General features: G+C 65.6%; 14 protein-coding genes. 11 read left to right on the forward strand and 3 right to left on the reverse strand.

What is annotated here, in order from left to right; translation table 11 throughout:
- Positions 1 to 33: 33 nt before the first annotated feature.
- The 10 genes from PSEWESI4_RS05345 to hisC all read left to right on the forward strand — a co-directional run bounded on the left by PSEWESI4_RS05345 (position 34) and on the right by hisC (position 8015).
- A complete protein-coding gene (locus PSEWESI4_RS05345; RefSeq protein WP_187670154.1) occupies positions 34 to 843 on the forward strand; it encodes an ATP-binding cassette domain-containing protein in 810 nt (269 codons plus the stop codon).
- Positions 843 to 1640: a lipid asymmetry maintenance ABC transporter permease subunit MlaE gene (gene mlaE, locus PSEWESI4_RS05350; RefSeq protein ID WP_187670155.1), complete on the forward strand. Its 798-nt coding sequence runs from the start codon at positions 843 to 845 to the stop codon at positions 1638 to 1640. Before PSEWESI4_RS05345 ends, mlaE begins: the two co-directional genes overlap by 1 nt.
- On the forward strand, positions 1640 to 2107 hold the full coding sequence (gene mlaD, locus PSEWESI4_RS05355) for an outer membrane lipid asymmetry maintenance protein MlaD (protein WP_187670156.1): 468 nt from the start codon (positions 1640 to 1642) through the stop codon (positions 2105 to 2107). Before mlaE ends, mlaD begins: the two co-directional genes overlap by 1 nt.
- Positions 2108 to 2118: 11 nt before the next feature.
- Positions 2119 to 2772, forward strand: a complete 654-nt coding sequence (locus tag PSEWESI4_RS05360) for an MlaC/ttg2D family ABC transporter substrate-binding protein (protein ID WP_187670157.1) — start codon at positions 2119 to 2121, stop codon at positions 2770 to 2772.
- Positions 2765 to 3070 carry an STAS domain-containing protein gene (locus PSEWESI4_RS05365; RefSeq protein ID WP_187670158.1) on the forward strand — a complete coding sequence of 102 codons (306 nt, stop codon included), beginning with the start codon at positions 2765 to 2767 and terminating at the stop codon, positions 3068 to 3070. The genes PSEWESI4_RS05360 and PSEWESI4_RS05365 overlap by 8 nt, the downstream gene beginning before the upstream one ends.
- A 168-nt stretch (positions 3071 to 3238) precedes the next feature.
- A complete protein-coding gene (locus PSEWESI4_RS05370) occupies positions 3239 to 3478 on the forward strand; it encodes a BolA family protein (RefSeq protein ID WP_187670159.1) in 240 nt (79 codons plus the stop codon).
- Positions 3479 to 3501: 23 nt separating this feature from the next.
- Positions 3502 to 4767, forward strand: coding sequence for a UDP-N-acetylglucosamine 1-carboxyvinyltransferase (gene murA / locus PSEWESI4_RS05375; protein WP_187670160.1), 1266 nt, complete (start codon positions 3502 to 3504; stop codon positions 4765 to 4767).
- A 16-nt stretch (positions 4768 to 4783) separates the two neighbouring features.
- Positions 4784 to 5416 carry an ATP phosphoribosyltransferase gene (hisG, locus tag PSEWESI4_RS05380; RefSeq protein WP_187670161.1) on the forward strand — a complete coding sequence of 211 codons (633 nt, stop codon included), beginning with the start codon at positions 4784 to 4786 and terminating at the stop codon, positions 5414 to 5416.
- A 124-nt stretch (positions 5417 to 5540) separates the two neighbouring features.
- A complete protein-coding gene (gene hisD / locus PSEWESI4_RS05385) occupies positions 5541 to 6851 on the forward strand; it encodes a histidinol dehydrogenase (RefSeq protein WP_187670162.1) in 1311 nt (436 codons plus the stop codon).
- 111 nt (positions 6852 to 6962) lie between these two features.
- Positions 6963 to 8015 carry a histidinol-phosphate transaminase gene (gene hisC / locus PSEWESI4_RS05390; RefSeq protein WP_187670163.1) on the forward strand — a complete coding sequence of 351 codons (1053 nt, stop codon included), beginning with the start codon at positions 6963 to 6965 and terminating at the stop codon, positions 8013 to 8015.
- Between the two features lie 118 nt (positions 8016 to 8133).
- Here hisC and PSEWESI4_RS05395 read toward each other — a convergent pair whose 3' ends face one another.
- The 3 genes from PSEWESI4_RS05395 to algW form a co-directional block, all read right to left on the reverse strand.
- Complete coding sequence (locus PSEWESI4_RS05395) at positions 8134 to 8853, reverse strand: DUF4198 domain-containing protein (RefSeq protein ID WP_187670164.1); 720 nt, start codon at positions 8851 to 8853, stop codon at positions 8134 to 8136.
- 17 nt (positions 8854 to 8870) lie between these two features.
- The gene (locus PSEWESI4_RS05400; RefSeq protein ID WP_187670165.1) at positions 8871 to 10967 is read right to left on the reverse strand and encodes a TonB-dependent siderophore receptor; all 2097 of its coding nucleotides are present in this window, start codon (positions 10965 to 10967) and stop codon (positions 8871 to 8873) included.
- Positions 10968 to 11102: 135 nt separating this feature from the next.
- On the reverse strand, positions 11103 to 12260 hold the full coding sequence (gene algW, locus PSEWESI4_RS05405; RefSeq protein WP_187670166.1) for a Do family serine endopeptidase AlgW: 1158 nt from the start codon (positions 12258 to 12260) through the stop codon (positions 11103 to 11105).
- 108 nt (positions 12261 to 12368) lie between these two features.
- Between algW and PSEWESI4_RS05410 the strand changes: the two genes are divergently transcribed.
- Positions 12369 to 13127, forward strand: a complete 759-nt coding sequence (locus PSEWESI4_RS05410) for a Nif3-like dinuclear metal center hexameric protein (protein WP_187670167.1) — start codon at positions 12369 to 12371, stop codon at positions 13125 to 13127.
- Positions 13128 to 13175: the final 48 nt, after the last annotated feature.

A 13175-nucleotide genomic window follows, 5' to 3' on the forward strand; every position in this document is an offset into this window, starting at 1 on the left:
CTGTATGGGAAGGCTGCATCGCAAGGAGTCCTGATGAGCGCCGATAACGCCTATGCCGTGGAGCTGAAGGGTGTTTCCTTCTATCGCGGTACGCGCAGCATCTTCAATAACGTCGACATTCGCATTCCGCGCGGCAAGGTCACCGGTATCATGGGGCCTTCCGGGTGCGGCAAGACTACTCTTCTGCGTCTGATCGGCGCCCAGTTGCGCCCGGCCAAGGGCGAGATCTGGGTCAATGGCCAGAACCTGCCGACGCTGTCGCGCAGTGCGCTGTTCGACATGCGCAAGCAGATGGGCGTGCTGTTCCAGAGCGGCGCGCTGTTCACCGATCTGGATGTTTTCGAGAACGTCGCCTTCCCGCTGCGGGTGCATACCAAGCTGCCGGAAGAAATGATTCGTGACATCGTGTTGCTGAAGCTGGAAGCGGTCGGCCTGCGCGGTGCCATCGAACTGATGCCGGACGAGCTGTCCGGCGGCATGAAGCGCCGGGTCGCGCTGGCCCGGGCGATCGCGCTCGATCCGCAGATCCTCATGTACGACGAGCCTTTCGTCGGCCAGGACCCGATCGCCATGGGCGTGCTGGTGCGCCTGATCCGCCTGCTCAACGACGCGCTCGGCATCACCAGCATCGTGGTCTCCCACGACCTGGTGGAGACCGCCAGCATCGCCGACTACTTATATGTAGTCGGCGATTCGCAGGTGCTCGGCCAGGGCACGCCGGACGAGCTGATGAACTCCGATAACCCGCGCATCCGCCAGTTCATGAAGGGCCTGGCGGATGGTCCGGTGCCGTTCCACTATCCGGCGCCGGACTACCGCGACGATCTCCTGGGGGCGCGCTGATGCGCAAGAAATCCATCCTCGAGCGAATCCGCCTGCTCGGCGGCTCCGGCATCGACGTGGTCGCTTCGCTGGGCAAGTCGACCATCTTCCTGATGCGCGCGCTGTTCGGCCGCGGCAGCCTGGGTGGCGGCCTGCAACTGCTGCTCAAGCAGCTCTACGCGGTCGGCGTGCTGTCACTGGTGATCATCGTGGTCTCCGGCATCTTCATCGGCATGGTGCTCGCCCTGCAGGGCTACAACATCCTCAAGGACTACGGTTCCGAGCAGGCCGTGGGGCAGATGGTCGCCCTGACCCTGCTGCGCGAACTGGGGCCGGTGGTCACCGCGTTGCTGTTCGCCGGGCGCGCCGGCTCGGCGCTGACCGCCGAGATCGGTAACATGAAGTCCACCGAGCAACTGTCCAGCCTGTCGATGATCGGCGTCGACCCGCTCAAGTACATCATCGCCCCGCGCCTGTGGGCGGGCTTCATCTCCCTGCCGTTGCTGACCCTGATCTTCTGCGTGGTCGGCATCTGGGGCGGCGCCATGGTGGCGATCGACTGGCTGGGGGTGTACGAGGGCTCGTACTGGGCCAACATGCAGAACAGCGTGTCCTTCTACGACGACGTGCTCAATGGCGTGATCAAGAGCCTGGTGTTCGCCTGGGTGGTGACCTGGATCGCCGTGTTCCAGGGTTATGACTGCGAACCGACCTCGGAAGGGATCAGCCGTGCAACGACAAGAACCGTGGTCTATGCCTCGCTGGCCGTGCTGGGCCTGGACTTCATCCTGACCGCCTTGATGTTTGGAGATTACTGATGCGAATCCGCACCCTGGAAATCGGTGTCGGCCTGTTCCTGCTGGCCGGACTGCTGGCGTTGCTGCTGCTGGCGCTGCGGGTCAGCGGGCTGACCGTGGACGCCACCAAGGACACCTACAAGCTGTACGCCAATTTCGACAATATCGCCGGTTTGACTGTCAGAGCTAAGGTGACCATGGCCGGTGTGACCATCGGCAAGGTCACCGCCATCGATCTCGACCGCGACAGCTACACCGGGCGGGTGACCATGGAGCTCGACAGCAGCGTCGACAACCTGCCGGCCGACTCCACCGCCTCGATCCTCACCGCCGGCCTGCTGGGCGAGAAGTACATCGGTCTCAGCGTCGGCGGCGACGACGCGCTCCTGAAGGATGGCAGCACCATCCACGACACCCAGTCGGCGCTGGTGCTGGAAGACCTGATCGGGAAATTCCTGATGAATTCGGTGAATAGAGAATCCAACTGAGGACCAGACTGATGACCATCGCTTTGCGCCGCGGCCTGCTGGCACTGCTCGCCGCGCTTCCCCTGATCGCCCTGGCCGCTCCGTCTCCGCAGCAGGTGGTGCAGCAGACCACCGACCAGTTGCTGGCCGACCTGAAGGCCAACAAGGAGCACTATCGCACCAGCCCCGGCGATTTCTACACCTCGCTGAACAAGATCATCGGCCCGGTGGTGGACGCCGACGGCATCTCCAAGAGCATCATGACCGTCAAGTACTCGCGCAACGCCACTCCGGAGCAGATGACCCGCTTCCAGGAGAACTTCAAGCGCAGCCTCATCGAGTTCTACGGCAACGCCCTGCTCGAGTACGACAACCAGGACATCCGCGTGCTGCCCAGCAAGGCCAAGCAGGCCGATCCGGACCGTGCCAGCGTCAACATGGAGGTGCGCGGGAACAACGGCGCCATCTACCCGGTGACCTACACCATGGTGCAGATCGATGGCCAGTGGATGCTGCGCAACGTGATCATCAACGGCATCAACATCGGCAAGTTGTTCCGCGACCAGTTCGCCGACACCATGCAGAAGAACGGCAACAACCTGGACAGGACCATCGACGGTTGGGCGAAGGTGGTGGCCGAGGCCAAGAACACTGCGGAAGGTCAGAAGGCCGCCGGCAATGACTGATACCAGCATTCGCCAGGTGGACGGCGAGCTGCGCCTGGCCGGGGTACTCGACTACAGCACCGGACCGGCGCTGCGCGAGGAGGGCGGTCGCCTGATCCGCGAGGCGCAGGCGGCCGAGCTGGTGCTCGACTGCGGTGCGGTCGAGCATTCCAGCAGCGTCGGCCTGTCGCTGCTGCTGGCCTTCATGCGCGATGCGCGCCAGGCCGGCAAGAGCCTGGCCATTCGCGGCCTGCCCGTGGAAATGCGGCAGATCGCCCAGGTTTCCGGGCTGACCGAACTGCTGCCGCTGCGGGACTGAGCACCTGATCCCGGGCCGGCCCGCAGGTCTTCGCCGCGGGCCCGGTACCGCGCCCTCCGTCAGCGCCCCCGTGCGTGGGGTTCGCAGGCGGAGGGCTTTTTTGTATGATGGCCGGCCCACAAAGTCCGGCTCCGCCGTGGACCACAAGCGCGCTGATCGAGGTTCGATATGCAGGCCGTAGAAGTGAAAAATTTCCTCGAGGAAAAACTGGCCAACACCCTGGTCGAAGTAGAGGGCGAGGGCTGCAACTTCCAGCTCAACCTGATCAGCGATGAACTGGCCGCCCTGAGCCCGGTCAAACGCCAGCAACAGGTCTATGCCTTCCTGAACCCCTGGATCGCCGACGGCAGCATCCACGCCGTGACCATGAAATTCTTCAGCCGCGCCGCCTGGGCCGAGCGCACCTGAGCCTGCGGGCGACGAGACTCCTTATGGACAAACTGATCATTACCGGCGGCGTGCGCCTGAACGGCGAAATCCGCATCTCCGGCGCGAAGAACTCGGCCCTGCCGATCCTTGCCGCCACCCTGCTGGCCGACGAGCCGGTCACCGTCTGCAACCTGCCGCATCTGCACGACATCACCACCATGATCGAGCTGTTCGGCCGCATGGGCGTCGAACCGGTGATCGACGAGAAACTCAGCGTCGAAGTGGACGCCAGCACCATCAAGACCCTGGTCGCGCCCTACGAACTGGTGAAGACCATGCGCGCCTCGATCCTGGTGCTCGGCCCGATGGTCGCCCACTTCGGCGAGGCCGAAGTGGCCCTGCCCGGCGGCTGCGCTATCGGTTCGCGCCCGGTCGACCTGCACATTCGCGGCCTGGAAGCCATGGGCGCGCAGATCGAAGTGGAAGGCGGCTATATCAAGGCCAAGGCGCCGGAAGGCGGCCTGCGTGGTGCGCACTTCTTCTTCGATACGGTCAGCGTGACCGGCACCGAGAACATCATGATGGCGGCCACCCTGGCCAACGGTCGCTCCGTGCTGGAGAACGCCGCGCGCGAGCCGGAAGTGGTCGACCTGGCCAACTGCCTGATCGCCATGGGCGCGAAGATCCAGGGTGCCGGCACCGACACCATCATCATCGACGGCGTCGAGCGTCTGCACGGCGCCCGCCACAGCGTGATGCCCGACCGCATCGAGACCGGCACCTACCTGGTCGCCGCTGCGGCCACCGGCGGACGGGTCAAGCTCAAGGATACCGATCCGACCATCCTCGAAGCCGTTCTGGCCAAGTTGCAGGAAGCCGGCGCCGAGATCACCAGCGGCGAGGACTGGATCGAACTGGACATGCACGGCAAGCGGCCGAAGGCCGTCAACCTGCGTACCGCGCCGTATCCGGCGTTCCCCACCGACATGCAGGCGCAGTTCATCGCCCTCAACGCGGTGGCCGAAGGCACCGGCACGGTGATCGAGACGGTGTTCGAGAACCGCTTCATGCACGTCTACGAAATGACCCGCATGGGCGCGCAGATCCTCGTCGAGGGCAATACCGCCATCGTGACCGGCGTCCCGACGCTCAAGGGCGCACCGGTGATGGCCACCGACCTGCGTGCTTCCGCCAGCCTGGTGATCGCCGCGCTGATGGCCGAGGGCGATACCCTGATCGACCGCATCTACCACATCGACCGTGGCTACGAGTGCATCGAGGAAAAACTGCAGCTTCTCGGCGCGAAAATCCGCCGCGTTCCCGCCTGACCGGACGACTCGCCGCATGTTGACCATCGCGTTATCCAAGGGCCGCATCCTCGACGATACCCTGCCGCTGCTGGCCGAGGCCGGCATCGTGCCGACCGAGAATCCGGACAAGAGCCGCAAGCTGATCATCCCCACCAGCCAGGAGGATGTGCGCCTGCTGATCGTCCGTGCCACCGACGTGCCGACCTACGTCGAGCACGGCGCCGCCGACCTCGGCGTGGCCGGCAAGGACGTGCTGATGGAATACGGCGGCCAGCTCTACGAACCGCTCGACCTGCGGATCGCCAACTGCAAGCTGATGACCGCCGGCAAGGTCGGCGCGCCGGAGCCGAAAGGGCGCCTGCGCGTGGCCACCAAGTTCGTCAACGTCGCCAAGCGCTACTACGCCGAGCAGGGCCGCCAGGTCGATATCATCAAGCTGTACGGCTCCATGGAGCTGGCGCCGCTGGTCGGCCTGGCCGACAAGATCATCGACGTGGTCGACACCGGCAACACCCTGCGCGCCAACGGCCTGGAGCCGCAGGAACTGATCGCCACCATCAGCTCGCGACTGATCGTCAACAAGGCGTCCATGAAGATGCAGCACGACCGCATCCAGGCGCTGGTCGAAGCGCTGCGTGCCGCCGTGGATTCCCGACACCGGGGCTGATCCGATTCCGCGACCTCGTGTCGCGGCAGCCTATCCGTGTCATAGCCAACTTTCTCGGGTGCCCGCACGGTGGGCTTGCTACTCTAGCGGCGCCTGAGAACCAGCTATCACACGAGGCCTCATCATGACCGCTCCCGTTGCCATCCGCCGACTCAATGCCGCCGATCCGGACTTCGCGCGTCATCTGGACCATCTGCTGAGCTGGGAAAGCGTTTCCGACGACGCGGTCAACCAGCGCGTGCTGGACATCATCGAGGCGGTGCGCGAGCGCGGCGACGAGGCGCTGGTCGAGCTGACCCAGCGCTTCGATGGCGTCACGGCCACGACCATGGCCGAGCTGATCCTGCCGCGCGAGCGCCTGGAACTGGCGCTGACCCGCATCAGCGCCGAACAGCGCGCGGCGCTGGAGAAGGCCGCCGAGCGCGTGCGCCAGTACCACGAGCGGCAGAAACAGGGCTCCTGGACCTACACCGAGGCTGACGGCACCGTGCTTGGCCAGCAGGTCACCCCGCTGGACCGTGCCGGTCTCTACGTGCCGGGCGGCAAGGCTTCCTATCCGTCGTCGGTACTGATGAACGCCATCCCCGCCAAGGTCGCCGGCGTGCCGGAGGTGGTCATGGTGGTGCCGACCCCGCGTGGCGAGATCAACGAGATCGTCCTCGCCGCCGCCTGCGTGGCCGGCGTCGACCGGGTGTTCACCATCGGCGGCGCCCAGGCCGTGGCCGCGCTGGCCTACGGCACCGAGAGCGTGCCGCGCGTGGACAAGATCGTCGGCCCCGGCAACATCTACGTGGCCACCGCCAAGCGCCACGTGTTCGGCCAGGTGGGCATCGACATGATCGCCGGCCCGTCGGAAATCCTCGTGGTCTGCGATGGCAAGACCGACCCGGACTGGATCGCCATGGACCTGTTCTCCCAGGCCGAGCACGACGAGGACGCCCAGGCCATCCTGGTCAGCCCGGACGCGGCGTTCCTCGACCGGGTGGCCGAGAGCATCGCCAAGCTGCTGCCGACCCTGGAGCGCGAGCGGATCGCCCGCACTTCGATGGAAGGGCGCGGCGCGCTGATCCAGGTCGCCGAGATGGAACAGGCCTGCGAAGTGGCCAACCGCATCGCCCCGGAACACCTGGAGTTGTCGATGGACGACCCCGAGCAGTGGTTGCCGAAGATCCGTCACGCCGGCGCCATCTTCATGGGCCGCTACACCGCCGAAGCGCTGGGCGACTACTGCGCCGGCCCCAACCACGTGCTGCCCACTTCCGGCACCGCGCGCTTCTCCTCGCCGCTGGGCGTGTACGACTTCCAGAAGCGCTCGTCGATCATCCATTGCTCGGCGGACGGCGCTTCGGAGCTCGGCAAGGTGGCCAGCGTGCTGGCCCGTGGCGAATCCCTGACCGCCCACGCGCGCAGTGCCGAGTATCGGATCAAGGGCTGAAAAGCCGATTAAAGGCGCTGAAGGCTGAAGGCTGGACGAATCTGGTTTCGCTTTTTCGTCCAGCCTTCAGCCTTCGGCCTCCAGCGATTTTTGAGAGGAGAGAAGGGCGAGATGAGCAAGTTCTGGAGCCCCTTCGTCAAGGACCTAGTGCCCTACGTGCCGGGTGAGCAGCCGAAGCTGACCAAGCTGGTCAAGCTGAATACCAACGAGAACCCCTATGGCCCGTCGCCCAAGGCGCTGGCGGCCATGCAGGCGGAGCTGAACGACAACCTGCGTCTGTACCCGGACCCGAATGGCGACCGGCTCAAGCAGGCGGTCGCCGACTACTACGGCGTGCAGCCGGAGCAAGTGTTCGTCGGCAACGGCTCCGACGAGGTACTGGCGCACGCCTTCCACGGCCTGTTCCAGCACGGCCGGCCGCTGCTGTTCCCGGACGTGACCTACAGCTTCTATCCGGTCTATTGCGGCCTGTATGGCATTCCCTTCGAAGCCATCGCGCTGGACGACGCATTCCAGATCCGCGTCGAGGACTATGCGCGGCCGAACGGCGGCATCGTCTTCCCCAACCCCAACGCGCCGACCGGCCGCCTGCTGCCGCTGGAAGCCGTCGAGCGCCTGCTTCAGTCCAGCCCGGACAGCGTGGTGCTGGTGGACGAGGCCTATATCGACTTCGGCGGCGAGACCGCGATCAGCCTGGTGGACAAGTACCCGAACCTGCTGGTGGCGCAGACCCTGTCCAAGTCGCGGTCGCTGGCCGGGCTGCGGGTCGGCATCGCGGTCGGTCACCCGGACCTGATAGAGGCGCTGGAGCGGATCAAGAACAGCTTCAACTCCTACCCGCTGGACCGCATGGCCATCGCCGGCGCGGCGGCGGCGTTCGAGGATCGCGCCTGGTTCGAAGAGATCTGTGCCAAGGTCGCCGCCAGCCGCGAGGTGGTGGTCGCCGGGCTCGAGGCGCTGGGCTTCGAGGTGCTGCCTTCGGCGGCCAACTTCGTGTTCGCCCGTCATCCGCAGAAAGACGCCGCCGGCCTCGCCGCCGGCCTGCGCGAGCAGGGGGTGATCGTGCGCCACTTCAAGCAGGCGCGCATCGCCCAGTTCCTGCGCATCAGCATCGGTACGCCGGAGCAGAACCAGGCGCTGCTGGATGCCCTGAAGGGGCTGTAGTCGCCGCGGGCTCGGGAACGGGCACGCGGCAACGCCCTTTCCCTCCGGGAGAGGGCTGGGGTGAGGGGCGGTGCTTGGACAGGCGAGTTGCATGCGGTAGCGCCATTCGGGCTGGCCATCACTCGTGATGCGGCTCTCCGAGGAAGGTCAGCGACGCGAACAACCCGCGCTCGTCGATCTCCGCATCGCCCTGCACCTTCTGGTAGTACTCGGCGGCGATGATGTTCAGCCCCTCGTTGCGCACTGTTACCTGCGCACGGCCTTCGGCGTCGGTCTCGGTGCTGATCTGGTGCGGCGAGCCCCGGTAATCGCCGATCAGCTTGATGCCAGCGACCGGCTGGCCATCCACCAGCACCCGTACCGGCAACGGCTTGCCCGGGCCGACGGTGAGCGGATCGCGTTCCGGCAGGATGACCATCTTCAGTTGCTTCAGCTCGGGCAGGCGGGCGCCTTCGCGGTGGATCGCCAGGCTGTACTTCCAGGTGTGCAGCGAATGGATCGAGTCCGGCACTTGCGAGCGCCCCTGGTTGATCCATTTCTTGTCCGGTGTCTGCGACCAGGCGCCGTTGTCCAGCGCCACCGCCAGTACCGCCGGTGGCTTCAGCGGTTGCAGGCGGGCATGGTCGTCCAGGCGCTGGACGCTCACCGGGATCATTCGCCCGGCCGCGTCGTAGGCCCAGGCGCCGCTGATCTTCCGGGCCTTGAAGGTATCGTCCTCGGCGCCGTGACCGTAGATCACCTCGATATTGCCGCGACGTTGCTCGGTCCACAGGCCGTGGGCGAGGGCGTCGCCACTGGCCAGCAGGCCGGCGAGCAGCAGGTAGGCGGGGATGCGCATGGAAATCTCCTGAAAGGTCAAAGGGCCAGCGTCAGGCTGACGCTGAGGTTGCGGGGTTCGCCGGGCAGCACCCAGACGCTGTTGTAGGAGCGCTCGTAGTACTTGCGGTCGAAGACGTTGTTCAGGTTGAGGCCGAGGCTGAGATCGTCCGTGGCCTGGTAGTGGGCGAGCAGGTCGAGCGTGGTGTAGGCCGGCAGTTCGAAGTCGCTGCCGGTCTGGCCGGAACGGTCGCCGACGTAGTTGAGCGCGGCTCCGATATCCGAGCCGCGCAACATGCCGTCCTGGAACTGGTAGACGCCGAGCAGGCTGGCGCTGTGGCGGGCGATGCCGAGCAGGTCGCTGCCTTCGGGGATGCTGTTGTCCTCGGTCACTTCGGCGTCGATGTAGGCATAGGCGCCGATCACCCGCAGGGCGTCGGTCAACTGGCCGCTGAACTGCAGGTCGAGCCCCTGGCTGCGAGCCTTGCCGGCGGCGATGCTGTCGCCTGGGCTGTCCGGGTCGGCAGTGAGGACGTTTTCCTTGTCGATGTGGAACAGCGCGATGGTCGCACCCAGGCGGCCATCCAGCAGGTCGAGTTTGAGACCGCTTTCATAGCCGATGCCTTTCTCCGGTTTGAACACCTGCCCCTGGCTGCCGATGCCGTTGGGTTTGAACGACGTCGAGGCGTTGGCGAATACCCCGACCTCCGGCGTCAGTTGATAGAGCAGGCCGGCGCGCGGGACGCCGATTTCCTTGTCCTGATCGTTGCTGACCCGGGTCGTACGGTTTTGGGCGGTCTGTTCGAAACGCTCGAAGCGCACGCCTAGCAGGCCGCTGAGCCGGTCGGTGAAGGTGATCTGGTCCTGCAGATTGAGGGCGTAGCTTTCCGTGTGTTCGAAGAAGTCGTTGGGGTTGATGATCGGCGGCTTCGCCCGGCCATAGACCGGGTGGTAGATGTTCTGGCCGTAGCCGAGGCCGGTCGCGCTCTGCGGGTATTTCTGGCTGTTGCGGTAGTTCTCGTACTCCAGGCCGGCGAGGGTCTGGTGTTGCCAGCCGGCGAACGTGAAACTGCCATGCAGTTCGGCCTGGGTGATGCTGTCGTTCCACTCGAAGCTGCGCTGGCGGTAGAAGCGCGTCACGGTGTCGCCGACCAGCCGCGAGGTTTCCGAACTGTCGCCGTCCAGCGTGCCCTGGCTATAGTGGCTGGCCAGGCGCAATTTCCAATCCTCGTCGAGCCAGTGTTCGAGGCTGACCTGCAACAGTTGGTTGTCGTTGCGGATCTCGCCGTCGTTGGGCTCGCCGAGGAAGGTCGAGCGCTTCACCGCGCCCAGTTTTCCGTCCACTGCCGGGATGCCCCGGTCGAATACCGACTCGGTGCGCGAGAATTCGCTGTCGACCAGCAGGTGGGTGTCGGCATTTATCTGCCAACTGAGCGTCGGGCTGACGATCTGGCGTTCGTTGCCGACGTGATCGCGAAAGCTGCGGTTGTCCTCGACCGCCAGGTTGATCCGCGACAGCAGCGTGCCGTCGTCGCTCAGCGGGGTGTTGACGTCGAGGCTGCTGCGGTAGCGGTCCCAGCGCCCGGCGCTGGCCTTGAACTGGTTGAAGGATTCGGCCTGGGGTTTCTTGCTGACGATGTTCACCAGCCCGCCGGGATCGCCGCGCCCGTACAGGCTGGCGGCCGGTCCCTTGAGCACTTCGATGCGCTCGATGCCGGAAGCGTCCGGCGAGCTGTAGCTGCCTCGGTTGATGGCGAAACCGTTGCGATACAGCTCGCCGGTGGTGAAGCCGCGCACGCTGTAGTTGAGGAAGGTCAGGCCGCCGAAGTTGTTCTGCCGGGACACGCCGCCGGCGAAGTCCAGGGCGCGGTCGATGCGGGTGCTGCCCAGGTCGTCGAGCACCTGCGCAGGCACGACGGCGATGGTCTGGGGAATGTCTTCGAGGCGGGTGTCGGTGCGGGTCGCGCTGGCCGAGCGGGTGGCGCGGTAGCCGTGCACCGGTCCGTCGGCACGCTCCTCACGGTAGGCGGAGGAGATGGCGATGTCATCGAGCTGGACGGCTCCGGCGGCCAGGGCGGCCTTGCCCAGCAGGCCCAGGCCAAGGCTCGCCAGGGAGGTTAGGGTGCGCAATGTCATGTCATGGGATCTCGATAATAGACGTAATAACATAACATTATATGGCGAAAACGAAATGTGGAATCTGCCGTTCCAGCATCGATCATGAGGGAGAAGACCGGTTGCGAACGGGCGCGCAACCGGTGGGGAGGACGATCAGTTCTTCGAGTCGCCGCCGTTGCTGACAGGCGCGCGCAGGCCGATCTCGGCGATGAGCTCAAGGGTCTTGCCGTTGCGCATCACCTCGATGACGGTTTTCTCGCCGGGCTTGGTGCGCGCGACCTGGTTCATCGAGCGGCGGCCGTCGGTGGCCGGCTGGCCATCGATGCTGAGGATCAGGTCGCCCGGCTGCAGGCCGGCCTTCTGCGCGGGGCCGTCGCGGTAGAGGCCGGCGACGACGATGCCGGGACGTCCCTCGAGACCGAAGGACTCGGCCAGTTCGGGTGTCAGCGGCTGCACTTCGATGCCCAGCCAGCCACGGATCACCGAGCCGTGTTCGATGATCGCCTGCATCACCTCCAGGGCCAGCTTGACCGGGATGGCGAAGCCGATGCCCTGCGAACCGCTGGACTTGGAGAGGATCGCGGTGTTGATACCGATCAGGTTGCCGTAGGCGTCGACCAGCGCACCACCGGAGTTGCCCGGGTTGATCGCCGCGTCGGTCTGGATGAAGTCCTCGTAGGTGTTCAGCCCCAACTGGTTGCGGCCAGTGGCGCTGATGATGCCCATGGTCACTGTCTGGCCGACCCCGAACGGGTTGCCGATGGCCAGCGAGACGTCGCCGATATTGACCATGTCCGAGTGGCCGAGGGTGATCGCCGGCAGGTCCTTGAGGTCGATCTTGAGCACCGCCAGGTCGGTTTCCGGGTCGCTGCCGATCAGCCGCGCCAGGGTCTCGCGGCCATCCTTGAGGGCCACCACGATCTGGTCGGCGCCGGCCACCACGTGGTTGTTGGTCAGCAGGTAGCCCTCGGGGCTCATGATCACCGCCGAGCCCAGGCTGGACTCCATGCGCCGCTGCCGGGGCAGGTTGTCGCCGAAGAAACGGCGGAACTGCGGGTCCTCGAACAGCGGATGCAGCGGGCGGTTGACGAACTTGGTGGTGTACAGGTTGACCACCGCCGGCGCGGCGCTGCTCACGGCCTCGGCGTAGGACACCGGGCCCTTCTGCGGCAGGTTGTAGCGCGGCACCTGGCGCATGTGCACGTCCTGGCGCGGCAGGCCGACCCAGTGCGGATAGTGCTGGATAATCAGGAGCGCGAGAAGAATACCGACCAGCAGGGGCCAGCCGAGGAACCGCAATGCCTTGAGCATCGATCAATCCTGAGGGTTGCAGGGCCATTGCTCGGCCCTTAAGGTGCGCCATTATATTGGCCGCCCGTCAAGAAAGCAGCGGTCTGCCACATTGTCGAGAGGAATTCCATGGCCATTGCCCTGACCACCCTGGTGGAGGAAGCCGACCGCTATCTGGAGGCGGCGCGAATCAACGATTACTGCCCCAACGGCCTGCAGGTCGAGGGGCGTCCGCAGGTGCGCCGTATCGTCAGCGGGGTGACCGCCAGCCAGGCGCTGCTCGATGCCGCGGTGGAAGCCGAGGCCGACGTGGTACTGGTCCATCACGGCTATTTCTGGAAGGGCGAGAACCCCTGCGTCACCGGCATGAAGCAGCGCCGGCTGAAAACCCTGCTTGCAAATGACATCAGCCTGCTGGCCTACCACCTGCCGCTCGACGTGCATCCGGAGGTGGGCAACAACGTGCAACTGGCGCGGCAACTCGACATCATCGTCGAAGGCCCGCTGGAGCCGGGCAATCCGCGCACCGTCGGCCTGGTCGGAGCGCTGGCCGAGCCGATGAGCCCGCGCGATTTCGCCCGCCGTGTGCAGGAAGTGCTCGGCCGCGAGCCGCTGCTGGTCGAGGGCGAGGGGATGATTCGCCGGATCGGCTGGTGCACCGGCGGCGGCCAGGGCTACATCGACACCGCCATCGCCGCCGGGGTCGACCTGTACCTGACCGGCGAGGCTTCCGAGCAGACTTTCCACAGCGCACGCGAGAACGGCGTCAGCTTCATCGCCGCCGGCCATCATGCCACCGAGCGCTATGGCATACAGGCGCTGGGCGAGTACCTGGCGCGCCGCTTCGCGCTCGAACACCTGTTCATAGACTGTCCGAACCCGGTCTGAAACACCGAAACCGAACGGTATATCGCTAGATCGTTTAGGTCTAAGCCG

It is taken from the genome of Zestomonas carbonaria, assembly GCF_904061905.1.
In the GTDB taxonomy this organism is placed as follows: domain Bacteria; phylum Pseudomonadota; class Gammaproteobacteria; order Pseudomonadales; family Pseudomonadaceae; genus Aquipseudomonas; species Aquipseudomonas carbonaria.

What these genes read in the sequence shown, in the direction of transcription:
- PSEWESI4_RS05345 (WP_187670154.1), top strand. Translation starts at nt 34, where the DNA reads ATGAGCGCCGATAACGCCTATGCCGTGGAGCTGAAGGGTGTTTCCTTC.
- mlaE (WP_187670155.1), top strand. Translation starts at nt 843, where the DNA reads ATGCGCAAGAAATCCATCCTCGAGCGAATCCGCCTGCTCGGCGGCTCC.
- mlaD (WP_187670156.1), top strand. Translation starts at nt 1,640, where the DNA reads ATGCGAATCCGCACCCTGGAAATCGGTGTCGGCCTGTTCCTGCTGGCC.
- PSEWESI4_RS05360 (WP_187670157.1), top strand. Translation starts at nt 2,119, where the DNA reads ATGACCATCGCTTTGCGCCGCGGCCTGCTGGCACTGCTCGCCGCGCTT.
- PSEWESI4_RS05365 (WP_187670158.1), top strand. Translation starts at nt 2,765, where the DNA reads ATGACTGATACCAGCATTCGCCAGGTGGACGGCGAGCTGCGCCTGGCC.
- PSEWESI4_RS05370 (WP_187670159.1), top strand. Translation starts at nt 3,239, where the DNA reads ATGCAGGCCGTAGAAGTGAAAAATTTCCTCGAGGAAAAACTGGCCAAC.
- murA (WP_187670160.1), top strand. Translation starts at nt 3,502, where the DNA reads ATGGACAAACTGATCATTACCGGCGGCGTGCGCCTGAACGGCGAAATC.
- hisG (WP_187670161.1), top strand. Translation starts at nt 4,784, where the DNA reads ATGTTGACCATCGCGTTATCCAAGGGCCGCATCCTCGACGATACCCTG.
- hisD (WP_187670162.1), top strand. Translation starts at nt 5,541, where the DNA reads ATGACCGCTCCCGTTGCCATCCGCCGACTCAATGCCGCCGATCCGGAC.
- hisC (WP_187670163.1), top strand. Translation starts at nt 6,963, where the DNA reads ATGAGCAAGTTCTGGAGCCCCTTCGTCAAGGACCTAGTGCCCTACGTG.
- PSEWESI4_RS05395 (WP_187670164.1), bottom strand. Translation starts at nt 8,853, where the DNA reads ATGCGCATCCCCGCCTACCTGCTGCTCGCCGGCCTGCTGGCCAGTGGC.
- PSEWESI4_RS05400 (WP_187670165.1), bottom strand. Translation starts at nt 10,967, where the DNA reads ATGACATTGCGCACCCTAACCTCCCTGGCGAGCCTTGGCCTGGGCCTG.
- algW (WP_187670166.1), bottom strand. Translation starts at nt 12,260, where the DNA reads ATGCTCAAGGCATTGCGGTTCCTCGGCTGGCCCCTGCTGGTCGGTATT.
- PSEWESI4_RS05410 (WP_187670167.1), top strand. Translation starts at nt 12,369, where the DNA reads ATGGCCATTGCCCTGACCACCCTGGTGGAGGAAGCCGACCGCTATCTG.